The organism is Shewanella sp. POL2, assembly GCF_000282755.1.
GTDB classification, from domain to species: Bacteria; Pseudomonadota; Gammaproteobacteria; order Enterobacterales; family Shewanellaceae; genus Shewanella; species Shewanella xiamenensis.
Genome location: NZ_AKZL01000062.1, coordinates 1 through 26,403, shown reverse-complemented (window position 1 = coordinate 26,403; position 26,403 = coordinate 1). Strand labels below are relative to the sequence as shown.

Here is a 26,403-nt window from a genome sequence, read left to right as displayed (position 1 = left end):
CCTGGAGCGTATGAGTGTGATACTGGCTTTTATCGCCACACGCTTACTCCAGCTTCGCTTTATGAAGGTATCCAAAGCGGAAGTGGCAGCACAATGTTGTGAAACGCTATTGGGTCAGAAAGCGTGGAAATTACTTTGGCTGAAAATGGAGGGACGTCCGTTACCTCAACAGGCACCCGATATGCAGTGGGCGTACGAGCGTCTGGCCAGATTAGGGGGTTGGAAAGATACCAAGCGGACAGGTCGAGCTTCTGTAGAGGTATTGTGGGAAGGATGGTTTAGGTTACAAACCATCCTTGAGGGTTACGAATTGGCCATGTCTCTCAATCACGAAGACTTGTGATCAAGAGACAGGCAATTGCTGGCTTTTTTATTGTATCTCATTAATAAAATAAACATTTCAAGAAGCAACCACCACTAAAGTGATAGTTAAGATCAATGACATATCATCCAAATTTCATTTCAAGTTAACACAAATGAAACATAATTCTTGCACCCTGTTTTGAAAATATGTTATTTAATCGCTGACAAAACATACAACAACAGGAGGTTACCATGGATCGTTTAGATTATGGTTGTGCGCTAGATGAAGTTGTAGAAAGACCCGACCGCTCGCGTGGTGCTAATAAAAAGCGTAAGTGGCGCGAAATCGAGGCGTTAAAGGACAAACATCGTTTACTCAAGGAACTGCAAGAGATTGATAACAACTTTGATTACGATATAGACACCATCCAGTTGTAACCTGCTGTTTTTTTTATTGACAGGATATAGAGAAAAAGCGCTTATGGCGCTTTTTCTGTTTTTACCCTTCAGATGACTTACAACCCCTAATCGGACGCTTTTAAATAGGAACGTAAGTCATCAAAGGCTTGCTGCTCTCGGTCAAGGAATAGCGGATCATCAATTAACGATGCTTGGCATTGTTGTTCAATCTCCTTCCAATCTTGCTCGGTTAAAGACTTCGCAAGTAAGGGGAAAATCTCCCGCTCTTCCATTTGCATATGTTTTTCTTGTAAGTCAACATATTCGGCAAAATCGGCAATCAGTTTATCCCTTGCGACAACAATGTCACTTAATATCAGGTTTAAAGTATTCATTAATGCCGATGAAGCCGCAGTCACAACTTGGTGCTCGGCACTTAGCTTGTCGATCTCATCATTCGCCTTATGTGCCAAATAATAAGCATAAATAATATCTTCAACGGGGTGATGGCTACGCTCAGCATATCCTTGCATATACTCAACGATGTCTCTCACAACAATAAAATTAATCGCCTCGCCTTCAACTAATTTCATCTGTTTATTTTTCAAGACATTCAATAGCACTGCTATATGTTTATGATCATGCATGAGTCTTTTGAGCATATCGCCTCCTGAACTTAGGACTGACTATTGATACTAGTCAAGTCGTTTATCAATATCCAATATAACAGGCGAGTTACTGTGCACTTTATGACCATGATCAAGTAATTAACATTACGACCTGTAAAAAGTGTCCTAGATTAATACGACAACGTTAAGAATAAGATATTAATATCAGTGAGTGGCCTTAATCAGACCAGCCCACTGATTTACGCTTTATTTGCTCACAGAATGAAGCTGATGCTGTAAAGCTTTAAATTTCTCAATTGCCTTTGTGTCATCGGTAGATTCAGCATTGGTTTTAGACAACTCGGGATACTGCTTCACTAAACTTTGCTCAAGAGCTAAGGCTTCCTGTATTTGCTTCGAGTCTATTAACGCCTGCAAACGTGTTAACGACGCCATCAACACATCTTTATCACGCAGCGCAGCTGCGGCTACATCACTTTGAGGCAATGCACGCGCCATTTGCGATAATGCATGAGACTCTGCTTGCTGATTTTCCGGGGCTGACATCTTAGCTTCGGCCCTCATCGCTTCCCTTTGCCTACTTTGTGTTGCGGCATCTTCCATTCTCGCTTGACGCGCCATTTCGGCTTGCTGAGCAGCGTTATCTAACGGTGCTTGAGCGGGCATGGGCGCACTCATAGTCAACGCAGCTGGAGCGGCTAACTCCTCTTCAAAATAGCCTCTATTCAGTACGATTAAACCCACAACCAGCACTAAAGAAGCTGCGCTCGATAACGCCCATGGGAAACGGCGCCACACAGACGTAGCAGCAGGCTTTAGCTGACTCACATTCATTTCAGCCAAATGAGCTTGTGATAGGCGCAAAATATCTTGGTCGAGCCTCTCGGGTGGCATTTCCAGTGCTTGCTTGTGATACCAAGCCGAGACTTCCTGACGTAGTGCCTCTTCTTCCGATGACAGAGTGGAATTACTCATGACCAACCTCCTGCCATTTAGCATTGACACAATCTTTTAAGCTTTGATACGCGTAGCGAATGCGGCTCTTGGTCGCTTCGAGTGTCACCCCTGCGATATCGCTGATCACCGCTGCGGTAAAGCCCATTTCGATATTGAGAATAAAGGCCTCTTTCTGCACTTGGGGTAACAGGGCAATACAGGTTTTCAGTAACAGGCTCTTTTGCGTTTCCTGCCAATGTACATCGGGTTGTTCCTGCTCCGCCCCCACAAAGGTATCTAGCCCTTCCTCATTATCATGGCTAACTAAGTCGACGGGTTTGACAGCTCTGACGTGGTCAATCAACAGATTATGGGCAATCCGATAGAGCCAAGTAGTAAACTTAGCACTCGGCTCATAATTGGCGGCGGCACGGATCACCCTCCCCCAGGTTTCTTGATATAAATCTTCGGCTAACTGTTTGTCACCGAGTTGGCGCACAAAGTAACGGTACAAGGCGCCTTTGTGTTTGAGATAAAGCTGCTCAAACGCTTTGCCATCGCCTTTGGCATAGCGTTGCATTAACTGTTCATCGGTATGCTCATGGGCATGCATTTGCGGTATCGCCAGGGCCATGGCAGCTCCCTAATGGTTAACTAACTGAAACATAATAATTTGGCTCATTGCTGATGCGGTTTATCCTCGGGCGGGAAAGGTTTATCTCCGACATCAAAGGATTTTTTGATTGGCACTCGCTGTGTTTGTGCAAGCATTGCAGCGGTATCCACAAGCTGCATAAATTCATGTCGGTAGCCGCTGGTATCTTCCCCCAGCGCAGAACGAGTGAGCGCACTAAGCTTATTATAATCAAATTGATGCAAATAGTGGCTTTGATTCAGTAACTGTCCTAATCCTGCCACCGCAGCGGCAAAGCGAAAATCATCACTCGCCTGCGCTAAGGATTTCACTTTTTGATCGGCACGGATTGGATAGGTAAGTAACTGGCTTTGAGTGGCATCCGGTAGCTGATAACGTAATTTCAGATAGGCGATTTCATCGCGGCTATATTTTTCATTGCCCGTTTTGGGATTATACCCATAGCGAAGTTGATCATTAGCCAAATTACCCGCATCAACATAACGCAGCTCGTAAAGTGCCGTGACGGTATGCCCAGCGCCTATTTCGCCCGCATCCACCTTGTCGTTATTAAAATCTTCACGCGCTAAGGCGCGGTTCTCATAACCGATAAGACGGTATTCGGCCACAAGAGCAGGATTAAACTCGACCTGCACTTTCACCTCTTTTGCTATGGTGAGCAAGGTTGCACTTAATTGTTCCACCAGCACTTTTCTCGCCTCATTGAGGGAATCGATATAGGCATATTGTCCATTGCCTTTATCGGCTAATTGCTCCATCAAATGGTCATTGTAATCACCCATGCCAAAACCGAGCGTAGTTAACCCAATCCCTTGTTGTTTCTGTGCGCTAACCAAATCGATTAGCTCATCGAGATTGGTCGTGCCGACATTAAAGTCACCGTCGGTCGCAAGTATCACTCGATTAATGCCGCCTTTAACAAAGTGTTTCTGCGCTAACTGATAAGCAAGCTGAATACCTTGCGCCCCATTGGTTGAACCACCCGCACTAAGCTGCTCTAACGCATAATGAAGAGTTTGACTGTCGTTACCCGCCGCGCCATCTAACACCACTCCAGCAGCGCCGGCGTAGACGACAATCGATACCTTATCCTGAGCATCCAGTTGCTGGGTCAGCATTTTCAAGGCAGTTTGCAACAAAGGTAACTTATCGGGCGATGCCATCGACCCTGACACATCCAGCAGAAACACTAAGTTACTGGCGCCCAGTTCAGCTTTACTCTGCTCATACCCCTTCAAACCAATGCGAAGTAACATCATGTCATCGTTATAGGGTGATGGAGCAAGCTCAGTCGTAACACTGAAGGGTGCCTCATTTTTCCCCGGCAGTGGATAGTCATAGGAAAAATAATTCAGCATTTCTTCAACCCGCAGCGTGTCCTTTTGAGGCAATCGCCCTTCCTTTAGCATTCGCCTTAACGTCGTGTAACTGCCGGTATCGACATCGATAGCAAAAGTCGATACAGGGATCTCCCCTGTGACCATGATGCCGTTTTGCACTTGCTTCTCGAATCGATTGCGCTCAGGTTGCACAGCCCCTGGCCAATCGCCGTTTAACGCGGGCGCCGCACTGATACTGGCCGCAGGTTGAGCAATATACGATCGCCCCTCAGCATTCATTGTTTGCAGCCTAGCTAACGAGACTTGCTCCTGTATGGCGATTGCAGCATCCAATTGCCGATTGGCCTGACGCTTGGCACTTTCCTTAAGCTCTGCGCTTTGCTTAAGTTCTGCACTTTGCTTTAGCGCTGCTTGTTGCTCCGCGGCAATTTTTGCTTGAACGGCTAATTCAGTAGGGTTTTGCTGCTTCGCAGATTTATCACTGCAAGCACTCAAACCGAGCAGTACAGCGACTGTTAATCCCGAAACAACAAAGCTTAAATGCGTTTTATAGCGAAAGACTGAAGATGGATATCGCATGATAGTGACCTAGTGATTGTGACCCCAATGGTTGATATCCCTATAAACGCAGCCTAAGCACAAAAGGGTTATTTGATAAGAGAAATCGCCACACTCACTTTGCCAAGCATACTATTTATTAAAAACAAAGACATTTAAGCGTCTTTTGCAACCATGATCACACAAGAACATTCTTCTGGACTCTAGAATAGAGCCTTGTAATAAGCCGCGTTTATGGACCCACTCGTGTCACACTCTGCTCATTTGTTTTCATTAAGAATTGCCCACGCCCTTAGCGAAGCGTGCGTAAAAGATAAATATTCGTTTAAACGTTTTGGACAAGATCTCATGGCGGGTCTGACCGTCGGGATCATTGCGATACCACTGGCAATGGCACTGGCGATAGCCAGCGGTGTCGCCCCACAATATGGCTTATACACCGCAATTGTCGGTGGTTTTATTATCGCCATGACAGGTGGCTCCCGTTATAGCGTCTCGGGGCCAACGGCCGCCTTCGTCGTCTTACTCTATCCCATCGCCCAACAATTTGGGTTGGCGGGACTGCTGATCGCTACCGTCATGTCTGGCATGATGCTGGTTGCCATGGCGATGTTAAGACTGGGTAGATTAATCCTATACATTCCTGAATCGGTCACCTTAGGCTTTACCGCAGGGATTGGGGTAGTGATAGCAACCTTGCAGCTAAAAGACTTCTTCGGTCTGCATATAGAGCACATGCCAGAGCAATATTTTGCCAAACTCATGGCACTAGGTCAGGCATTGCCTGCACTTCACCTACCAAGCTTATTAGTGGCTGCTGCTACCTTAGCCACTATGCTACTCTGGCCTAGATTAAAAATCCCAGTACCAGCCCACCTTCCGGCCATCGTTTTGGGCAGTATTCTCGCTTTAGTGTTAAATGCTATGGGCGCTGATATTGAGACCATAGGAACACGTTTCCATTACCAATTAAGCGACGGCAGTGTCGGCACAGGTATCCCTGCGGTTCTCCCCCACTTTGAATGGCCTTGGTTACAAACTGGCGCCAATGGTCAAACCTTTGAATTTAATCTGGCCACTTTTCAAGCCTTACTCCCTGCCGCCTTCGCGATTGCCATGTTAGGTGCCATAGAATCGCTGCTATGTGCCGTTGTGCTTGATGGTATGACAGGCAAGCGCCATAGCGCGAACAGCGAGCTTCTCGGCCAAGGGATAGGCAATATTATCGCCCCCTTCTTTGGCGGGATCCCAGCAACCGCGGCGATTGCCCGCAGTGCGGCAAACGTTAAGGCGGGTGCTCAGAGTCCGATCGCATCGATGATCCATGCCATAGTGGTCTTGGTTGGTTTAGTCGCGCTCGCAGGAGTACTTGCCTACTTACCTATGTCGGCCATGGCCGCATTATTACTGGTTGTAGCTTGGAATATGAGTGAAGCCCCAAAAGCAGTGCACTTACTGAAAACTGCGCCCACCAGCGATATATTGGTGTTTTTAAGCTGTTTTTCACTCACGGTGATATTCGATATGGTGATCGCCATCAGCGTGGGGATTATTTTAGCCGCGCTACTATTTATGAAAGAAATCGCGGAGATGACCAAGCTGTATGATATCAGTAGCAACAAGCGTTATATCGATCAGCCTCTGCCCGCCGACTGGGCCGTGCTCAAAATTAATGGCCCGCTATTTTTTGCCGCTGCCGATCGTATTTTTGCCGAAATCGCCAGCCTCACTCAAGATAAACAAGTGATTGTACTTTACTTAGATGGGGTATCGATTCTGGATGCAGGCGGTCTTGCAGCACTCAATAAACTGATTGAAAAATGTAAGCATAACCATACTAAGTTGATTATTGCCGATTTGCAGTTTCAGCCCATTCGCACCCTTGCAAGGGCTAAAGTGCAACCGATTGAAGGGATACTGAAGTTTTATCCTACCCTGCGGGAAGCCTTAGCCGAAGCGCCATCATTTGAGCATATCGTCGAATCTAATCCAGCAGCAACCCACTAATTGCAAATTGATATTTTATCCCCAACGCACAGTATCTGCGTTGGGGTATAGGGTTTATTTAGGCCAATTCAACGAACACTTTATCCATCCTAAAGGCACTATTTTTACGCGCAAAAAACGCCAGAAATCGGGCTTTACATGGTATTATTCTGCGCCATGATGCTCCCAGCTCTTACAGGAGCCGCGAACATCGACTGTACCCAGACCTGAAACAAGGTCGAAATATAATTAAAATTAGTGAGTTAAGGAGTTATCATGCAAGCCCTTGTTGCTGTTGTTATGGGTTCTAAGAGTGATTGGCCCACAATGGAAGCCGCCGCTGAGATCATGGATAAACTGCAAGTGCCTTACCATGTTGAAGTTGTATCAGCCCATAGAACGCCAGATAAGCTGATGGAGTTTGCAGCCGGAGCCGCTGACCGTGGTTTTAAAATTATTATCGGTGGCGCGGGCGGTGCAGCTCATTTACCCGGTATGATTGCCTCAAAAACTCGCTTACCTGTATTAGGTGTACCAGTACAAAGCAAAGCGCTATCGGGCATGGATAGCTTACTGTCTATCGTGCAGATGCCAAAGGGTATCGCCGTAGGCACACTCGCCATCGGTACCGCAGGAGCCTTTAACGCTGGTCTACTGGCTTGCCAAATTCTCGCCAATAACGATGCAGATCTTGCCGCACGTTTAGAAACCTTTAGAGAAGAACAAACCCGCGCTGTGCTAGATAATCCCGATCCGAGGGAAGCCTAATGACCCAAGCAAATGCAAAATCAAAGGTTTGGGTGTTAGGGAATGGTCAACTCGGCGCTATGCTGACCCACGCAGGCGAGCCACTGGCTATTGATGTTCGCGCCGTCGATATCATGACGCCAACCGATGAAATCCTGCCGCTAGCGCCTCAGGATATTATCACCGCCGAACGCGAGCAGTGGCCAGAATCCGCCCTAAGCTTACAACTCAGTAGCCATCCGCATTTTGTTAACGGCCCAGTATTTAGCCGTTTGGCCGACCGTTACTGCCAAAAAAGCTTACTCGATCAGCTCCAAGTCCCAACGGCACCTTGGACACTTGTCGATGATAAGACCAACGTCGAAAACTTGTATCAAGCCTTTGGCCCACGCGTGTTGATGAAACGTCGCACGGGCGGTTACGACGGTAAGGGCCAACATTGGCTCAAACAAGCTGAAGCGGGTGACATCCCCCAAGATTGGCGCAACTTAGCCATTGCCGAACAAGCAATCAACTTCGATGAAGAAGTCTCCTTAGTCGGCGTGCGTACCCGTGAAGGTCAATGCGTGTTTTATCCATTAACACTCAACCTGCACCAAGATGGCATTTTGATGGCCTCAATTTCGCCACTGACTCGTCTGAATCACCTGCAAGCGCAAGCGGAAGGCATGCTGAGCGCTATTATGCATGAGCTGGAATATGTCGGCGTAATGGCGATGGAATGTTTCCGAGTTGGCGATAAGCTGCTGGTTAACGAGTTAGCGCCGCGGGTACACAACTCAGGCCATTGGACCCAAGCGGGTACCCATATGGATCAATTCCAACTGCATTTAAGAGCTTTGTGTGGGATTGCGATTCCGCAGCCACAGGTTAACTTTCAATGCGTGATGGTCAATCTGATCGGTATTGATAACGATCCTCGCTGGTTAAGCTTGCCTAATGCTGAGCTCTATTGGTACAACAAAGAGGTTCGCCCAGGCCGTAAAGTCGGGCACTTAAATCTTTTCAGTGCCTAATACTAGCGTGTTAACAGATAGTATTGGCGCGTTGCAAACTTGGATGCCAAGCCAATACCAAGCGCCCCTTGCGTGGATTTTAGCCGAGTTTGCTAAAGCCTAACCGAGCAGCGCAACTCACTGATAAGGGAATATATTTATTCCTTTATCAGTGAATTTATCAACTTCGTTATATACTTATTCTTACTCAGCGTGAATGAGTTAGTGATGTGGCGATTCAATCAGACTAACCGGAGCACGAATAAAGGAACTGCCGAGTGAAATTAAGGGATAATTTTAAACGTAAAACTATTGACCGCTTAGACTATCGCTATCACCTCTTATTGTTGATTGTACCGATAGTGCTTTTCGTTTTATTGTTCGTTTTTAATGCTCCGACAGAAGGCTGGACTATTCTCCCTCTGCTGTTTGTGTGCCTTATCTATGTCATTGCCTACAGCTTAATCTACTATCTCCACCAAGGGCGTTTAACTCGCCTATGGCAACATCTAGAGCAAGTCGTGAACATTAACGATGCCATTTACGAACTTGCCCACCTGTCGAGTCAGTATAAAAATGAACATGCATTTCTCGATGCCCTATTGAATAAAGCCGTCTGTATTATTAACGGTGCAGAAATGGGCAGCATTATCAAAGTCAATGAAGATAACCATAGACTGCATTTCGAATCAGTAGTTGGACTCGATCTTAACAAGCTAAAACAATTGAATTTTTCCCTTGAACAATCCTTCGAGTATCGACTCACCAAGGGTAAATGTGACCGTGTAGTCGTTGTGGATGATATGAAAAATATCAATGCCGCAAGCACGCTAACAGATGAACAGCAACAGGTGCTGCTTACAGCAGCCAAGCAACCGATACGCTCCACTCTCTCCAGCCCAATACGGATTGATGGCAAACTTTACGGTATGCTGAATCTCGACAGCAGTAGTGTTGGCGCCTTTAACGACTACGACCGTAATTTGGTCTCTATTCTTACCCACGAGGCCAGCAACGCCATTGCCCTGTATCAAAAGTCATTACAAATCACTAAACTCGCCAACTTCGACAACTTAACCGGACTCTATAACCGTAAAAACTTCGAAGATGCCATGCAACATTGGCAACCTAAGGCTCAATTAGGCAGCTTTTTAGTGATCATTGATATGGATAATCTCAAAATTATCAATGATCAACAGGGACATCAGGTCGGCGATGTGGCAATAAAAGAAGTCGCTAAAACAATCCTAGGTTTCTGGAAACACAAAGGCATTATCTCTCGGTTTGGTGGCGATGAGTTTGTCGCCCTATGCCATGGCCCGCTTGAATTACTCGAAAACGATCTGGATGCCATGCGCCTTAAGTTACATCATGAGTCGCCGCTAAATCTCAATTTTAGTGTGGGCATCGCCCCTTACGATAATGATTGGGCTAAGTCTTTTAAACAGGCTGATAATGCAATGTATGAGCAAAAGCGCGGTAAAAAACATGCCGTTAATGCACTCGAAGCCATAGCGGCTAATAATCAGCTGCCGCAATAAACATTCGGCAACAGCTTATAGTCAATAAGCTCCTCGTACATGGGCGCAAGGTTAATCAAAAAATAGTCGCCATAACCAAGAAGAATCTAAATCCTCCTTGCAGGTTTTATACTGAGCCGCATAACGTTTGGCTCTATCATCCACCTTAGCTGCAACCTTGACTAACCAAGCCTTAGACTTATAAGAGCCTCGACGATAACCTCCCCAACCTTCGTGGTAATTGAGGTACTGCGCCTTCGCATCCCATTTAGAAATTCCATTGATTTTATTGGTCTTGTAAATAAACCAGCCCATAAAATCCATGGCATCATCAAAATTACTGCGCGAAGACCAACTATTACCAGTCTCGCGAACATAGTCATCCCACGTCATGGATTTGGCCTGCGCATAACCATAGGCATCACTGGCTCGGCCAATGGGAATAAAGCCTAAAAAGTACTGCATAGGCGGCGCCGCATTATGTTTAAACGAGCTTTCTTGATACATCATTGCCAGAGGCACATGCACGGGTACGCCCCATTTATCGCGGGTATCCTTAGCGGCCTCGTACCATGAACGATGTTCTTGAAAAATATCGCAAAGGTTGTCAGGAGATTTTGGCGGAGAAGTGGCGCAACCAGACAGAAAAACTATGGATGCACATAACAGAGTTGTCGAAAGCCATTTCATTAAGCGCTTGTTCTCCAAAGAAGTAAAACTTGCCCATCATCGCACAGTGATAGAATGAGGCAAAGCACCAATCCTGTTTTTGGCGCTAAGATCACCTTAGCGCCTATTTCCAGGTCATACTCATTAACAGAAATGACAATCCATTGTTAAAACGAACTATTTTGTTTCAGGACTTAAATCAAACTGGCATTCATGATTTTCTTGTTGCCACACACCAGGCTCCCAATAGTTGGTATCTTTACCCATGTAGCGTTTATCCGTGTGGAATAATGCCCCTATGTGGTAACGCTGGTGCCCTTCGACCACTAACGTAAAGGTTTTTGGCGTTCGCGCGCTAAGGGACACCCCAAGGGATGGAGCATCAATTAACTCGGCAACGGTAAACTCATATTCCCCAGGTGCTAATTGATAATTAGGCTTTGAGACCACAGGCTTACCATCTAGATGAGTCACCACCACTCGATACCAATGGGTACTAGCATCGGGTTGTAAATAGCCCGATACCGTACCACAACTTAAATCATCTTCAGGGGATGAAGCGCAACCTGAGAGTAACGCAGTAGACCCAAGCAAACTGGCAGCGAGAATAAATGTCCGCATCTTCACACCTTGACTCATTAGGCTGGCGCGCCGAAATAGTCAGTCAGATAATCATCAAAGGATACCGCACTTTGCGCCGCTTCGATGTCCGCTTGCTTGTTAAGCGATGCTTGTGCCTCAGCTTGATAATCGCTGACAACCTCAGCAGATAAGGGGTAATCCATAAAATATTGATGATATTGCTGTGCCAATGACATCACCCACTGCCCATGATCTTGCCCCTTGGTTACCAATTGCTGAAGCACTTGGCCCGACAAGGTTTTGTGTGGGTCATTTACAGCTTCACGCCAATGGGCTAAGGCCACTTGGTAATCGTGTTTATCACCATCGAGTAACTTAGCCAATGAGTCCAAATGCTCAAAGAGATCCAAGAGCCACGTCTGCAATGGCCGCGTACCCGAATCGGTCATCAGTTCAAGCCCTAGCTTGCGGCCTTCAAGTACAACTGATTTTAAGTTAGCACTTAAACGAGCTTCCTCTGCCGCATCTGATTTAGGAGAATCTGTTAATAAACAATAGAGTAAGAACAAGTCAAGGAAACGCACTTGGCTAGCCTCTATCCCAATCGGGCTAAAAGGGTTCACATCTAATGCACGCACCTCAATATATTCCACCCCTGCGCGGGCAAGTGCTTCAGAGGGTTTCTCACCCGTCTTAGTGACGCGTTTAGCACGGATAGGCGAGTAAAATTCGTTTTCAATTTGCAGCACATTGGCATTAAGTTGACGATATTCACCATCCACCTTGACGCCAATATTGGCAAAGTTGGCCGATGGCATCTTAATTGCCGCTTTAATCCCCGCCAAATACTCGGGCAGAGAATTATAACTAATATTGAGATCTTCTTGCTCTTTGTTGGTGTAGCCCAAATCGCTCATCCGCAAAGACGTTGCATAGGGTAAATACAGTGTGCCACGTCCCGACTTTTCAAAACGTAAATCGGTCTTTTGACCCTTGATAAATGAGCTACACAACGCTGGAGAGGCACCAAACAAATAAGGCAACACCCAGACCAAACGGCGATAATTGCGGATAAGTCCGAAGTAAGACTCGGAGATAAAATCCTCAAAGCTCAAGCCTTTATCGCTCAGTTCATAGAGGCGTTGCCACAATTCCCGCGATACCGAGAAGTTAAAATGCACCCCAGAAATAATCTGCATCAAAGCGCCGTAACGATAAGTTAAGCCCTTACGATACAAGGTTTTCATCTTACCCGTGTTCGACGTACCGTACCGAGCAATGGGGATATTCGCCTCATCTTTTACATAGCAGGGCATGCTCACGGGCCAAAGACGCTGACCATGCAAATGCCGCACACTATAGGCATGGGTCTGGGTCAAGCCTTGCAATAGCGGCTCAACCTGATTATTCACCGGAGTAATAAATTCAAGCAGTGCTTCACTGTAGTCAGTTGTAATACGCGAGTGAGTCAAGGCCGACCCTAACTCGATGGGGTGACCATCCAGCGCAAGGTAGCCAGATTCATCAATACGTAGCGCCTCACGCTCAATTCCACGTTGCATGCCAAGGAGTGCGGCGCGCCCTTGAGCGTCCGAGAAATGTTGTACTAATTCATTGAATGGCTTCAATTTGCGCTTCTCTGATTGGTGGTTCGCTATCGCGACAAGGTTAACAGTCAGACCTTTATTTTGAGGCTTATCTTTCAAAATACGCCTCAAAATAAATCTAAACCTGTCCATGGGGCAAGCCAAATTACATTCTTCTGCGATTAAACGCAGACGGTGACAGCTAATGCTGTCACCGCCATACACTTTAACACTTTAGACAACAGCCACTTTGTGCTGCACGATTAACTTGTCTGCAATTTATACCCAAACAACCTAAAGAGGTTGAAACTCGTATCTTTGGGTTTGTTAGGTATATATAAGGCCAAAAAGCTAATTTACAATACTAAAGTTTCAATTGGATAGCCTAAAGTTGCCAAATCCGCTTCAATTTTAGCCTTGTCACCCACAACCAAGATGATCATTTGTGAGATATCTAGCTCGGAAGCCGCGAGGGCATTGAGTTCATCTTTTGTTACAGTATTTATAATTTTGTCCTGCTCGGTAGTAAAATCTTGGCTTAATTGATAACGCTGAATCATCCGCATAAAACCCGCCTTCTGATAAGGCGTCTCATAATCCAACGCCTGCCCTTGGGAAACCGAGTTTCGCATAAAGGTCAGCTCCGCATCAGTCATCCCTTGCTGCTGATAAGCTTTGATTTCTTTAATAAACTCATTTAAGGCTTTAGCAGTGACATCAGTACGCACATCGCTAGAGGCGATAAACTCCCCCGCTTCACCCGCTCCCGAGAAGCTTGTACGCGCGCCATAGGTATAGCCCTTATTCTCACGTAGGTTAAGGTTAATACGACTATTAAAAGCCCCCCCTAGAGGGTAGTTCATTAAATACGATTTAAAATAATTGCCTGTTGCATCATAGGGTAAGGCGCGTTTCGCAATATTGATCACCGACTGGGCAGCGCCGGGTTTATCAATCACATAAATAGTGCCCCCTTTAAGTGCAGGGAATGATTTTAGTGGCGGCAATACACTGGCCTCACCTTGCCATTTACTTAATCCTGCAAGTTTTGGTAGCAATGCGCTTTCAGGCAGATTTGCCACAGTAATAATTTTGGCATTAGCACCACGATACTGCTCGGCGTAAAATGCCTTCACATCCGCAAGTGTCAGCGCGGCTACTGAATCTAACGTTCCCGCATCACTCACCCCAAGGGCGTTATTGTTACCATAGAGCAAGCTATACAGCGCAGCACTGGCCTGATAACTCGGATTAGACTGCATATGCTGAATTTGCTGGAGTTGTTGCTGTTTAACCCGAGCAAAATCGGCCTCATTGAAGGCAGGCTCAAACAGCTTTTCTTCTAAGATGGCTAAGGTTTCATCCAAATGCTCGGTGAGCGCTGAAACTTTAATCGTGCTTTGATACTCAGATGCACTAAAATCGACCGTACTACCTAACATCTCAAGCGCCTGTGACAATTGTTCACTGCTACGCTTTTGGGTCGATTCATTGAGCATTTCCGCAGTTAAGCTTGCCAGTCCCGCCTTTTCGACGGGGACGAGTCGATGACCACCGTTAAGATAAATCACCAACTCAACCGTTGGTGTCTCGGCGCTTTGAGTGCCCATAACTTCAATGCCATTGGCTAACTTACTGGTCCAGATTTGCGGCACTTTCAGCACAGGCGCAGCCCCCGTTGCGGGCATTTTTGAACGATCAAAGCTTGAAACCAATTTAGCGGTAGGTAATTCACCTTCAACCGCCGTTTGGGCGACCGGCAGCGTTTGGGCAGTGAAGTTATCGGGATGGGCAACTAAGGCCTTCATACCCTGCGGCACCACACTCATCACCACCATAGGTTTGTCTTTGATGTATTTTTTAAATACGCGCATCACATCGTCTTTAGTGACATTAGCGTAACGAGCAAGGTCAGAAGCTATTTTATTCGGCTCACCAAACAAGGTTTGATTTAGCGCCAAAGTCGATACTTTTCCTTTGACACTTTGCAGACCAAATATGCTATCGGCCTCAAACTGAACTTTTACTTTTTGCAAGTCTTCGTCGGTCACGCCGCGCTGCTCGAACTCATTAATAGATGCCAAGATCCGCTGCTCAAGCTCAGCAAGCGTCGTCCCTTTTTGTGGATTAGCTAGGGCGTAAATCGACATCTGGCATGCCAACTCCTGACAGGGTTGGCTCACGCTGGCCTGCACTGCATAACCATCCTTCACCAGATTTTTATAGATTAATGAGGTTTTCCCCCCACCTAAAATATTGGCTAATAAATCCAGCGCAGCCTCATCGGGATGACTGGCATACACGGTCGGAAACCCTATACGGATCAGCGGTAAATGTACGTTATCTTCCATCGAAATATAGCGGGTCTTATCAAGCGTAACTAAGGTCTTAGGTTCGGACTGAACCTCTGGGCCTCGAGGGATTTCGCCAAAGTATTTATTAACCCAAGCTAAAGCTTGCTGCTCATCAAAATCGCCACCAATCGTCAGCGTGGCATTATTAGGGCCGTACCAGCGCTGGAAAAAGTGCTTCACATCATCCACTGTGGCGCGGTTAAGATCCTCTGGCCGGCCAATAACAGGCCAGGAATATGGATGTCCAACTGGAAACATAGCTTGATTAAAACGCTCGCTCATTCGGCCATAGGGTTGATTATCAATCCGTTGAGCGCGCTCATTTTTTACCGTCTCACGCTGCACTTCAAATTTCTCACTGGTCAGCGCTGGCAATAAAAAGCCCATACGGTCAGACTCAAGCCACAGCATTTTTTCGAGCTGATTGCTAGGGACTGTCTCAAAATAGTTGGTTCTATCAGTATTAGTGGAACCGTTAAGCATTCCACCCGCCTCGGTCACCACCTCAAAATGCTGCTCATCGGCAACGTGCTCTGAGCCTTGGAACATCATATGTTCAAATAAGTGGGCGAATCCTGAGCGGCCGGCAAGCTCACGGGCTGAGCCGACATGATAAGTCACATCAACATGCACTAGAGGATCAGAGCGATCCTGATGCAAAATTACGGTAAGGCCATTAGCAAGCTGATATTTTTTATAGGGAATACCGACTTGTGAATCTGTGAGTTGCACATTTTCAATTAATCTTATACCTGTAGGTATTTGGGTTGAAGTTTCAGAGGCACAGCCTGCAAGTGCAGCGGAAATCGCAACCGCTAGTATCCATTTTTTCAAAGTATTCCCCTTATACATCAATGGGCTAAAAATTAGCTCAGCTCAAAACCTTTTATCCACAATCACTTAAGACGCTTAAATATCAGCAAAGTTCCAAGCAATACAATGACTTCCTTTACTAAATCCCGCCCTTTAACCGAACAACTGCGTTAATAAATCAACCAAGCCAGTGTAATGTCACTGCAGCTACCATAAGATAACGAACTGTTTTACCGATAAAAATCATGCTCAACGCGGGTAACATGGGTAGCTTTAACCAACCCGCAAGTAAACATAATATATCCCCGATAATCGGTGCCCACGACAGTAATAAGGACCACACGCCATAACGCTCGATAAGTGTTAAGGCTTTGGCATGTTTGCCTTCACTCAATGCCTCTGGGGACTTAGCAAACCGCCCTAAACGTCCAAGATAAAAACTTGTCATCGCCCCTAAGGTATTACCAATACTGGCTACAGCAACTAATACTAACCAAGCTTGCGGGACTTTATTTAACAGGGCGACGAGCAAAACTTCAGATCCACCCGGTAACAAGGTGGCCGCCAAAAAAGCTCCCGAAAACATGACAATTAAGTCCGACATAAAAACTTACTCTATGAAATTAATAATTTTTTACATTAAATATTGGGTTACAACCTTGACGTTAAAACGATGTAACAACCAACTATTTCACAACAAACTCATTTATCACAATAAGTTATAAGAAAATCGGTTTGTTATAACCCTGTCACTGCCGATACAATGCCTTTAATGGCAGAAATTGTCCTGTACCTGACGCGCCGCTTGGTATAAGTTCATTTACTTCAAGTGGATACACATACTAGCATCTCAGGTCCATGGGCTTGTAATGATATATTTTTGGAAAACGCATGATCCTTCAAACTATTAGCCGCATCCCTTTTTGGCAAAAAGTCCTCACAGGCTTTATCTTAGGTGCGCTCGTTGGCGTGTTATTAGGCGAAAGCGCAACTGTGCTTAAACCGCTTGGCGATCTATTTATTAGCGCGATAAAGATGCTAGTTGCGCCACTGGTCTTCTGCGCTATCGTGGTAAGTATTACCTCGCTAGGCTCTCAAACCAATCTAAAACGCTTAAGCCTTAAGACCTTAGGCATGTTTATGCTAACAGGTACAATCGCCTCGTTAATCGGCTTAGCCGTTGGTTCGCTTATTGATATGGGCGGCACGATGCAACTAGCCACCACTGAAGTGCGTGAGCGCAATATACCAGGGTTTGCGCAGGTGCTACTCGATATGATCCCTGTCAATCCATTTGCCTCTCTGGCCGAAGGTAAAGTACTGCAAATTATTGTGTTTGCCGCTTTAGTCGGGATTGCCATCAACAAGGTTGGCGAGAAGGCTGAGCCGCTTAAACGCACAATTGAAGCGGGCGCCGAAGTGATGTTTCAACTGACTCGCATGGTGTTAAAACTCACCCCAATTGGTGTATTTGGTTTGATGGCTTGGGTGGTGGGTGAATATGGTTTATCGACCCTATTACCTCTAGGTAAGTTTATCGCCGCAATCTATATTGCAGCCCTGATACATATGATTTTTGTGTATGGTGGCTTTGTGAAATTTGCAGGCTTAAGCCCTATGCAATTTTTCCGCAAGGCCATGCCTGCGCAATTAGTGGCTTTTAGTACCTCTTCAAGCTTTGGCACGTTGCCAGCCAGCACTAGAGCGGTTGAAACCATGGGCGTTTCTAAGCGCTACAGCGCCTTTGTTATGCCGCTCGGTGCCACTATGAACATGGATGGCTGTGGTGGTATCTATCCTGCAATTTCGGCGATTTTTATCGCGCAGATTTATGGCATTCCACTCGATACTTTAGATTATGTGATGATTGCCGTCACCGCCACGGTTGCCTCTGTCGGTACTGCTGGCGTGCCAGGCAGCGCAATGGTGATGTTAACTGTGACCTTAGGCGTGATTGGGTTACCGCTCGAAGGTATTGCCTTTATCGCCGCAATCGACCGTATTATCGATATGATCCGCACCGCGACGAACGTAACTGGCGATATGATGACTGCCGTTGTGATTGGTAAATCAGAAAATGAGTTGGATATTGAACAGTTTAATGCCAAAGATACTCAAGCATCGTTAGCCTAATACCTTGGATTGAATCACTGTATACAAAAAACCACCTTAACTAAGGTGGTTTTTTTAGCCCTTTTAAAAGCCATGCATGCTGGTGCTCACCCTAAACCAACCGGCAATACTGTTACGTTGCGCCAAGGTTTTTGTCACCTCATGGGGAAAACGCTCGCTTAAGAAAATCACAAAATGCCCCATTTTTGGCGCTATACGTTCAATCTCATTATCGGCTTCATCGTAAATAATCAGCTCGCCGCAGTCTGCTGGCGCCCAATCCGGATTTAAGAAAAACACCGTAGTTAAGATGCGGTTTTGACTGCCTTTTAGGGCATCCACATGCTTCTTATAAAAAGCGCCGGGTTGATACACAGCATAATGACTTTCATAGTCAAACAACCCCATAAATAAGCGACGATTGAGTCCATCCTTTAATTGCATCATCAAATCCAAATAGAGTGAATCAGGCTCATGCTGCTCCTCTAACCACTGAATCCGATCACGACGAATATCGGGGTTAAGTTGTTGTTCTGCACCACGTCCGATGGAGGCCGCTTTCAACTCATGTATTTCTGTTGTTCGAACTTTTTCCAGCAATACTTGGCTTATATGACTAGGAACTAACTCGGGTAAAAAGATATAGCCTTTGTCTACCAAGGCGTCAGCGATCACATCCAGCACTGCTTCACTTAATTGCGAAACCATTAATGCTACATCCAATATAAAGAGGCTACGCTTTAGCTGTACTCAAGGGCTCAAAGGAGGGGAAACTGAGCCTGATTTTCGAGGGGCGTCGATACGGGATAAAGAAGTTATCCCACAGTCAAATGTGGCGGGATTTTAGAGTAAAGATTATCGAAAAACAATAGCGTAAAAAAAGGCTTGATAGGTTGCCCTACCAAGCCTTTGGCCCTTTTTACAATGACTCGTTTAGTCGACTAAACCACGACGTTTTAATAAGGCATCGGTCGTAGGTTTTTGACCAGTAAAGTGGATGTAATTCTGCATCAAATCTTCGCTGTTGCCTTTAGACAATACCGCTTCACGGAACTTATCGCCGTTTTCAGCTTTTAAGCCCCCATGTTGGCCCATATAGGCGAAGGCATCGGCGGCAAACACTTCTGTCCACAGGTAAGCGTAATAACCGGCTGAATAGCCACCCGAGAAGGCATGGCTAAAATAGCTCGACTTATAACGCGGTGGGATCGGCGCGAAATCGAGGCCGTGTTTGGCTAACACTTGATGCTCAAACTGTTCCACATCCTTGATTTGGGAGTCGGCACCAATCGAGTGCCATTCCATATCCAGTAATGCAGCCGCTAAATACTCAACGGTATCAAAACCTTGACCAAATTTATTCGAGGCTAAGATTTTATCGAGTAAGGCTTTAGGAATAGGTTCACCAGTTTGATAGTGCTTGGCGTAATTGGCAATGACTGCTGGGTCAATGTTCCAATCTTCGTTAACTTGAGACGGAAACTCCACAAAGTCGCGCGCCGTAGAGGTACCTGCCACACTCGGGTATTTCACCTGAGAGAATAAACCGTGCACCGCATGACCAAATTCATGGAACATAGTGGTCACTTCATCGAAGGTCATCAAGGTTGGGCCGTCAGCAGGTTTCGGGATATTCAGGGCGTTATACACAACCGGTTTAGTACCGAGTAGCCCGCTCTGAGTGACAAACTCATCCATCCAAGCGCCGCCGCCCTTACCTTCACGGGCATATGGGTCGAGATAGAACAGGCCAATTGAGCTGTTGTCTTTATCGAAAACCTCAAAGGCGAGCACATCGCTATGCCATACTGGTAAATCGGTGCGAGGTTTAATGCTAATGCCGTAGAGTTTGTTCATTGCGAAGAACAAACCATCCTTGAGCACTGAATTGAATTCAAAATAAGGTTTGATGCTGCTCTCGTCGAGGGCATACTTTTGTTGGCGCACTTTCTCGGCGTAATAAGCCCAATCCCAAGGTTGCAATTCAAAATTGCCGCCAGCTTTTTTGATTTCAGCTTGGATATCCGCCGCATCGACCTTAGCGTGAGCCAACGCCTTAGGCGCCAAGTCATCTAAAATTTCATACACTGCGCTTGGCGTTTTAGCCATTTGGTCGGCCACGGCATAGGCAGCCCAAGTATCAAAGCCGAGTAAATTGGCTTTCTTGGCGCGCAGCTGCGCCATCTTCACGATTAAAGGGCCATTGCTAGCAACGGCGCGGTGGGCCGAGGTTTCCCAGACTTTTTGGCGCAGTTCACGATTATTTAAACTGGCTAAAATAGGCTGACGCGTCGTGTTCACTAAGGTAATCAAGTAACCCGTTTTACCCGCTGCTTGCGCTGCGGCCGCTAAGGTCGCGATTTCACTGTCAGATAAACCGTCTAGCTGTGCCTTGTCTGTCACGACAATCACATCGTCTTTAAATGACTTTAAGCTGTTTTGGGAAAACTCAGTCGCAAGGGTGGCCAACTCAGCGTTGAAATCACGCATTTGGGCTTTATCGGCATCGGATAATTTGGCCCCAGCACGCACAAACTGCTCGTAATAAAACTCGACTAGGCGCTTATCTTCAGCATTTAACGTGTCACGTTGTTGATAAACGGTTTCAACACGTGCAAATAAGCTTGGATCTAAATAAATGTTATCGCGATGAGCCGATAACTTAGGCGCTAAATCCGCCTCCGTTTTTTGAAAATTATCATCGGAGATCAAACCCGCGAGGTTAAAGAAGGTGCGTGACACTCGAGTCAACAACCCACCCGACGTTTCCATAGCTAAAAATGGTATTCTCAAAGGTCGGCGCCTGCTTATTGCCAATAATGGCGGCGATTTCAGCCTCGTGCTCTTTTATCCCCTGCGCAAAGGCGGGGGCATAATCCGAGCTCTTGATCAAATTAAACTGCGGTGCTTGATCTTGTAATGGACTCTTGCTTAATAACACATTGGTCGCATCTATTTGAGCTGGTGTTGAAGCAGCTTTGGCTGCGACAGCATTAGTAGCTTCAGAATTTACAGCAGAATTTTCAGAACAGGCGCCCAATAACAACGCCGCGGTAACAGCGGTAAAAATAACAGACTTACGCATATTAACTCCCTTAAGTGTCACTGCCCTGTCTTTATATTTTTTAAGTGAAAGGTGCGAGTAACGGATTTTGGCTTCTCTTCCAACGAGTGCATCTTCAAGGCACTGTCGTCGATGCACAACCTTAGCAAGTTAACCGCCATTCAGCCAAGCTTTCGACCAACGTATTCCAGGCTAAATTGTATCGCTTTATGTGTGACGAACCTCAAATAACATCATCAAGCGATCACCACTGCCATGCCCACATTACATCTGAATAATAAAAATCATAAACAACATGATAAATATAAAAATAATTTAATTTAAAAATAACAAGTTACCTAAGAACAATTATAAAAATACTAAAGGTTAACGCGATAACGATATAAAAATCGGCTTAAAACCAAACCATTTAAATAACAAATATTAATTATTTTTAACAAACAACCAATCCAAGTATTTATCCAACAGACAAACAAAAATCACGTCATATATAGGTTGTAATTTAATCAATCGAATTCATTGTCACAATTTAATACAGCCTTTATCCAATTAATGTCACATTCAGATCATCAAATGTCTTTATAATCCTGTTCGTTAACTTAATGCTTCTGTAACTAATCGTTTTCAGAACAGTTTCAGAATATAAGTTAACAGGTGATGGGCATGCTCAAAAATAGAGCATGTATTAGGGTCACATAAATATAAATAGAGAAAACTATGTTAAATAAAAAACTACTCGCAGTGATGATCACTGCCGCCCTTGGTGTAAGCGCCTGTGGCTCAGATGATGAGCCAATTGTTCAAGCGGATTTACGTGTACTAGAAACCACCGATCTGCACACGAATATCATGGATTTCAACTACTACAGTGGTAAAGAAGACCCAACAATTGGTCTCGCGCGTACCGCAAGTTTAATTCATGCGGCTCGTCAGGAGCCCAAAAACAGTGTGCTCGTTGATAACGGTGATCTGCTTCAAGGCAGTCCAATGGGCGACTATATGGCTAAAGTCGGCCTGCAAATGGGTGATGTTCATCCGGCTTATAAAGCGATGAACCTACTAGATTATGAAGTGGGGAATATCGGGAATCACGAATTTAACTATGGTTTAGACTTTTTAAATAAATCACTTCATGGTGCTAAATTTCCTTATATTAACGCCAACGTATATTGTGCTGATGAAAACGGTTGTTGGAATAATGTGAAAAAAGGTGAGCATTTATTCACCCCATATATCATTAAAGAAAAACAAATTATCGATAACGAAGGAAATAACCAAACCATTAAGATTGGTTATATTGGTTTTGTGCCGCCACAAATCTTATTGTGGGATAAACAAAATCTTACTGGCAAAGTTAAGGTTGAAGATATCGTCGAGACAGCAAAGAAATATGTGCCTGAAATGAAGGCGAAAGGCGCTGATTTGATTATCGCGATCCCCCACTCTGGTATCGGTTCAACAGAGAATCCTGGCGATCCAATGGCGGAAAACGCTACCTACGCGTTAACGAATGTAAAAGATATTAATGCCATTATGTTTGGTCACAGCCACTCCATCTTCCCCGATGCCAAATATGCCGACCTACCTAATACAGATGTGACTAAGGGTCTATTAAACGGCGTCCCAGCCGTAATGCCTGGACGTTGGGGTGACAACTTAGGTGTGGTAGACTTTAAACTAGAGCGTAAAGACGGTAAATGGATGGTACTTAGTGCAACGACTAAGGCTCGTCCTATCTATGATGGCGCAACTAAAACGCCATTAGTGGAAGCAGACGCTGCCATTCATGATGCAGTCGCCGCCGAGCACCAAGGCACACTTGCCTTCGTAGATGAGCCAATTGGGGTTGCTGCCGCCGATATGTATAGCTTCTTGACCTTAGTGCAGGACGATCCAACGGTGCAAATCGTTTCCGATGCACAAATAGCCAACGTAAAAGCTAAACTCCCTGAGGCGTTAAAAGATCTGCCAGTCTTATCGGCCTCTGCGCCATTCAAAGCCGGCGGGCGTCATGGCACAACCAGCGATGCAGACCAATACGTGCAAGTGGATAAAGGCGCATTGACCTTTAAAAATGCTGCCGATCTTTATCTCTACCCTAATACCATGGTGGCGGTAAAGGCCACAGGCGCAAAGCTGAAAGACTGGCTGGAATGTTCCGCTAACCAGTTTAAGCAAATCGACCCAAATAAAACAACGCCACAGGAGTTAATCAACTGGGACGGCCATCCAACCTATAACTTCGACGTACTCGATGGCTTAACTTATAAAATTGATGTCACTCAACCAAGTAAGTTCGACCGTGACTGCGCTGTTGTCAACGCCAATGCTAACCGTATCGTCGATTTAAGCTATACCGATGAAAATGGTAAAGTATTCACTGGCGAAGAATTTGCAGCCAAAGAATTTATCGTGGCCTCAAATAACTATCGCGCCTTTGGTGGTAAGTTCGCCGGTACAGGCAGTGACCATGTGGTTCTGGAACTGCCAGATACCAACCGTGAAGCCTTAGCGGCCTATATCACGGCGCAATCTAAGTACAATGAAACAACAGGCAAGTACGAAGGCATGGTAAACCCAAGTGCTGACTACAACTGGGATTTCAAAACCATCAACACGAATGTGACCCTTGATATTCGCTTCCAAACTCAAGATAGCGATAAAGCCGCAACCTTTATCGAAGCGAATAAACAACGCGAAATGACCAAACTGAGTAAAGATGAACTCGGTTTTGCCGTGTACCGCATCAACCTAAGCCAAGATAAAGCAAAGTAATTTGCATTACTTCCACTTAGATTAAGTTAAAGAGAATTAGGTTTAACCTAGCTTCGTGCTTTGGATCAGAAAAGGCTCTTCGTGAGCCTTTTCTTTTAGTTTCATCCCTGCATGCTCTAAACCTTAACAAAATAAACTAAATGAGTTTATTCCTTTGCCATCTAAGGTTTTGTGTAATCCGCTATCTCACTTATCATTAATACGTGATATAAACGAAGAGAAAGCTTATGAAATCCCCTTCTATACTGTGTGCATCAACCCTATTGCTTGCCAGCCTGCAACCCGTTTGTGCCGAAGTCATTCTACAGCTTCCAGGCGATGTCGAGCTGCTCACCGTAAATGGACAAAAGCCATTAAACACCTCACCTGTTACGCTAAGTAATGGATTGAACCAAATCGCTTTTCGCTACAATGCTCAATACCGTAAACAGGCAAATTCAGTACGCTATCAATCGGACGTGCTGATCATTCGCTTTAATCAAACAGACCAAGAATTACATCTCAAACTGCCCAATATAGATTCGGCTAAGGCTGCAAAGCAATTCGATGAGTTACCATTACTCATGCTTTTAGATAAGCATAATCAAGTGATTGCGTTCGACCAAGATAGATTAGTGAAAAACGGGTTACAGATAGGGCGAAACTTCGAGCAGGAAATCTTTCAGTATAATCAGGGACAACATCCCGCCTCGATAACGTTTACCACTCAGCAAAGCCTGCCTCAAGTATCAACGACAACGAGTGCACCAACTCTGCCTGCCACCTCTTCTGCGACGTCCACTATAGTTACCACCACAGCAGTCGCATCCACAGCTGCAATAACACAAAGCACAGCGCCTGATTCACCAACTCAAGCCGAAATCAGCCATATGCTGGATTATTGGTATCACCTCGCCGATGACGTCACTAAAGCAAAGTTCAAAGCCAAAATTAATGGGCAATAAGCTTATTCGTTACTTTTTGCGCAGCAGCAAACTAGCATGGTCACGCTAACCCCAATTCAGAATAGAGCAGCCTAGGTTGCTCTTTTTATTGACCTGATGTTATGAGGCTAAATTTTAAGAGTAACCCAATCTGAAATGGTATCTAATACCATTCCGCATTGAAGTCTGATCTAATAGCAAGCAACCCAACAGCTTAAAATTGGATTATGAAACCTGAAACTGCTGAAAGTCTGCTTAGCCTCTCCAAAAGAGAAAAAAATCCGCATAAGCGCATGCGATTGCTCGCTGTATCGCTATTTTTGCAATGCCATAACCGCACTCAGGTGGCAAACCAGTTGAAGGTGGCCAGATCTAGCGTCAACTTATGGGTCTCCAGCTATCTTGAGCAAGGACTGGCAGGACTTGAAGATAAACCACGCCCAGGGAAGAAGCCGTCATTGTCAAATGAGCAAAAAAGGAGACTCGCCAGATACATTGAATTCAAAGCACAATCAGATGAGGGCGGCAGACTCACTGGGGCAGACATCCAGCAATACATCTCGAGTGAGTTTAATGTCGAGTACCATCCCAATCACATCTACAAGCTACTCAAGAGCATGGGATTCTGTTGGATAACCAGCCGCTCCAGGCATCCAAAACAAACTCAGAGCTTACAGGACGCTTTTAAAAAAGTTTCCTCTGGAAACGATCCTTCACACTCCCATTCATATACAACCTCACCAGATTGATATTTGGTTTCAGGACGAAGCCAGATTCGGCCAGCAAAATACAACGACACGCCTTTGGGCCCCCAAAGGCAGTAGACCAAGAGCGTTAAAACAGCAGCAGTTTGAATATGTGCATCTCTTCGGCGCAGTCTGTCCTGCAACAGGAGAAACTGAAGCCATCATCACGCCATTCGTTAACAAGGAAATAATGCACCAGCACTTGGAGCTGATTGCAAAACGCACCAAACTTGGCCGCCATGCTGTCGTGGTAATGGACGGTGCGGGTTGGCATACCAATGACATTGCTGCTGATATCCCCAACCTGTCGATACTCAAACTACCGCCATATTCCCCAGAACTAAACCCCATAGAACAGGTATGGAGTTGGCTACGCCAACATTATCTCGCCAATCGCTGTTTTAAAGGATATGAGGACATAGTGGATGCCTGCAGCCAGGCATGGAACAGCTTTATCAGTTGTACAAAACGCGTGGTAAAGATGTGCTCTCGGGAATGGGCAAAGGTGACTGAACTTTAATGCGGAATGGTATAAGGGAGAATGTAAAAGTGAAAAAAGCAGAAACTGAAAACACCAAATGCAAAAAAGCCAGCTTATTCAGCTGGCTTCATTGTTTAATTAGGCGCTTGGCGATGACCTACTCTCACATGGGGAGACCCCACACTACCATCGGCGCGATTGCGTTTCACTTCTGAGTTCGGGATGGGATC

At 45.6% G+C, this 26,403-nt stretch carries 18 protein-coding genes, 1 rRNA gene and 3 pseudogenes; 10 read left to right on the top strand and 12 right to left on the bottom strand.

The genetic code is table 11. The features are described from left to right. A pseudogene (locus tag SHEWPOL2_RS15620) lies at nt 1-343 on the top strand (IS4 family transposase); the annotation flags it as partial. Between the two features lie 212 nt (nt 344-555). Then, nucleotides 556-741, top strand: a complete 186-nt coding sequence (locus SHEWPOL2_RS15615) for a DUF3545 family protein (protein ID WP_037421244.1) — start codon at nt 556-558, stop codon at nt 739-741. 86 nt (nt 742-827) lie between these two features. Here the strand turns inward: SHEWPOL2_RS15615 and SHEWPOL2_RS15610 are convergent, their stop codons facing one another. The 4 genes from SHEWPOL2_RS15610 to SHEWPOL2_RS15595 all read right to left on the bottom strand — a co-directional run bounded on the left by SHEWPOL2_RS15610 (nt 828) and on the right by SHEWPOL2_RS15595 (nt 4,841). Further along, the gene (locus SHEWPOL2_RS15610; protein WP_037421247.1) at nt 828-1,364 is read right to left on the bottom strand and encodes a hemerythrin domain-containing protein; all 537 of its coding nucleotides are present in this window, start codon (nt 1,362-1,364) and stop codon (nt 828-830) included. 213 nt (nt 1,365-1,577) lie between these two features. Continuing rightward, nucleotides 1,578-2,306: a hypothetical protein gene (locus SHEWPOL2_RS15605; protein ID WP_037429653.1), complete on the bottom strand. Its 729-nt coding sequence runs from the start codon at nt 2,304-2,306 to the stop codon at nt 1,578-1,580. Continuing rightward, nucleotides 2,299-2,901 (bottom strand): sigma-70 family RNA polymerase sigma factor, encoded by a 603-nt coding sequence (locus SHEWPOL2_RS15600; RefSeq protein WP_037429652.1) that lies wholly within the window; start codon nt 2,899-2,901, stop codon nt 2,299-2,301. The genes SHEWPOL2_RS15605 and SHEWPOL2_RS15600 overlap by 8 nt, the downstream gene beginning before the upstream one ends. A 44-nt stretch (nt 2,902-2,945) precedes the next feature. Then, entirely contained in the window at nt 2,946-4,841 is a 1,896-nt protein-coding gene (locus SHEWPOL2_RS15595; RefSeq protein ID WP_037429650.1) for a VWA domain-containing protein, read from the bottom strand. A gap of 225 nt (nt 4,842-5,066) precedes the next feature. Here SHEWPOL2_RS15595 and dauA point away from each other — a divergent pair, with 225 nt between their 5' ends. The 4 genes and pseudogenes from dauA (at nt 5,067) to SHEWPOL2_RS15575 (ending at nt 10,089) form a co-directional block, all read left to right on the top strand. Next, nucleotides 5,067-6,827, top strand: a complete 1,761-nt coding sequence (gene dauA / locus SHEWPOL2_RS15590) for a C4-dicarboxylic acid transporter DauA (RefSeq protein WP_037429656.1) — start codon at nt 5,067-5,069, stop codon at nt 6,825-6,827. Nucleotides 6,828-7,082: 255 nt separating this feature from the next. Continuing rightward, entirely contained in the window at nt 7,083-7,574 is a 492-nt protein-coding gene (gene purE / locus SHEWPOL2_RS15585) for a 5-(carboxyamino)imidazole ribonucleotide mutase (protein WP_037429649.1), read from the top strand. Next, nucleotides 7,574-8,672, top strand: a pseudogene (gene purK / locus SHEWPOL2_RS15580) (5-(carboxyamino)imidazole ribonucleotide synthase). The gene purE and the pseudogene purK overlap by 1 nt, the downstream one beginning before the upstream one ends. A gap of 154 nt (nt 8,673-8,826) precedes the next feature. Next, complete coding sequence (locus SHEWPOL2_RS15575; protein ID WP_037429648.1) at nt 8,827-10,089, top strand: sensor domain-containing diguanylate cyclase; 1,263 nt, start codon at nt 8,827-8,829, stop codon at nt 10,087-10,089. A gap of 51 nt (nt 10,090-10,140) precedes the next feature. Here SHEWPOL2_RS15575 and SHEWPOL2_RS15570 read toward each other — a convergent pair whose 3' ends face one another. The 5 genes from SHEWPOL2_RS15570 to SHEWPOL2_RS15550 form a co-directional block, all read right to left on the bottom strand. Next, a complete protein-coding gene (locus SHEWPOL2_RS15570; protein ID WP_037429647.1) occupies nt 10,141-10,758 on the bottom strand; it encodes a lipoprotein in 618 nt (205 codons plus the stop codon). Nucleotides 10,759-10,914: 156 nt separating this feature from the next. After that, nucleotides 10,915-11,376 carry a hypothetical protein gene (locus SHEWPOL2_RS15565; protein ID WP_037421270.1) on the bottom strand — a complete coding sequence of 154 codons (462 nt, stop codon included), beginning with the start codon at nt 11,374-11,376 and terminating at the stop codon, nt 10,915-10,917. Then, the gene (gene gshA / locus SHEWPOL2_RS15560) at nt 11,376-13,025 is read right to left on the bottom strand and encodes a glutamate--cysteine ligase (RefSeq protein WP_037429655.1); all 1,650 of its coding nucleotides are present in this window, start codon (nt 13,023-13,025) and stop codon (nt 11,376-11,378) included. The genes SHEWPOL2_RS15565 and gshA overlap by 1 nt, the downstream gene beginning before the upstream one ends. A 236-nt stretch (nt 13,026-13,261) precedes the next feature. Continuing rightward, on the bottom strand, nt 13,262-16,111 hold the full coding sequence (locus tag SHEWPOL2_RS15555; protein WP_037429645.1) for a pitrilysin family protein: 2,850 nt from the start codon (nt 16,109-16,111) through the stop codon (nt 13,262-13,264). A gap of 139 nt (nt 16,112-16,250) precedes the next feature. Then, nucleotides 16,251-16,676 carry a YqaA family protein gene (locus SHEWPOL2_RS15550; protein WP_037421279.1) on the bottom strand — a complete coding sequence of 142 codons (426 nt, stop codon included), beginning with the start codon at nt 16,674-16,676 and terminating at the stop codon, nt 16,251-16,253. Nucleotides 16,677-16,963: 287 nt separating this feature from the next. Here SHEWPOL2_RS15550 and SHEWPOL2_RS15545 point away from each other — a divergent pair, with 287 nt between their 5' ends. After that, the gene (locus tag SHEWPOL2_RS15545) at nt 16,964-18,205 is read left to right on the top strand and encodes a dicarboxylate/amino acid:cation symporter (protein ID WP_037421282.1); all 1,242 of its coding nucleotides are present in this window, start codon (nt 16,964-16,966) and stop codon (nt 18,203-18,205) included. A gap of 63 nt (nt 18,206-18,268) precedes the next feature. On the opposite strand, the gene SHEWPOL2_RS15540 is transcribed toward SHEWPOL2_RS15545, so the two are convergent. Both SHEWPOL2_RS15540 and SHEWPOL2_RS15535 read right to left on the bottom strand, forming a co-directional pair. Next, nucleotides 18,269-18,892 carry a 2OG-Fe(II) oxygenase gene (locus SHEWPOL2_RS15540; protein WP_037421285.1) on the bottom strand — a complete coding sequence of 208 codons (624 nt, stop codon included), beginning with the start codon at nt 18,890-18,892 and terminating at the stop codon, nt 18,269-18,271. Nucleotides 18,893-19,117: 225 nt separating this feature from the next. After that, a pseudogene (locus SHEWPOL2_RS15535) lies at nt 19,118-21,269 on the bottom strand (M3 family metallopeptidase). Between the two features lie 696 nt (nt 21,270-21,965). Here SHEWPOL2_RS15535 and SHEWPOL2_RS15530 point away from each other — a divergent pair. The 3 genes from SHEWPOL2_RS15530 to SHEWPOL2_RS22515 all read left to right on the top strand — a co-directional run bounded on the left by SHEWPOL2_RS15530 (nt 21,966) and on the right by SHEWPOL2_RS22515 (nt 26,212). Continuing rightward, a complete protein-coding gene (locus tag SHEWPOL2_RS15530) occupies nt 21,966-24,023 on the top strand; it encodes a bifunctional 2',3'-cyclic-nucleotide 2'-phosphodiesterase/3'-nucleotidase (protein WP_037429643.1) in 2,058 nt (685 codons plus the stop codon). Between the two features lie 227 nt (nt 24,024-24,250). Next, a complete protein-coding gene (locus SHEWPOL2_RS15525; protein WP_037429642.1) occupies nt 24,251-24,967 on the top strand; it encodes a DUF2057 domain-containing protein in 717 nt (238 codons plus the stop codon). A gap of 206 nt (nt 24,968-25,173) precedes the next feature. Further along, nucleotides 25,174-26,212 (top strand): IS630 family transposase gene (locus SHEWPOL2_RS22515; protein ID WP_086024061.1). Its coding sequence is split into 2 segments (ribosomal slippage): nt 25,174-25,632 and nt 25,634-26,212, totalling 1,038 coding nucleotides; the frame shifts between segments, so codons are not numbered across the junction. Nucleotides 26,213-26,317: 105 nt separating this feature from the next. On the opposite strand, the gene rrf is transcribed toward SHEWPOL2_RS22515, so the two are convergent. Next, nucleotides 26,318-26,403, bottom strand: a 5S ribosomal RNA gene (gene rrf / locus SHEWPOL2_RS15510); the annotation flags it as partial.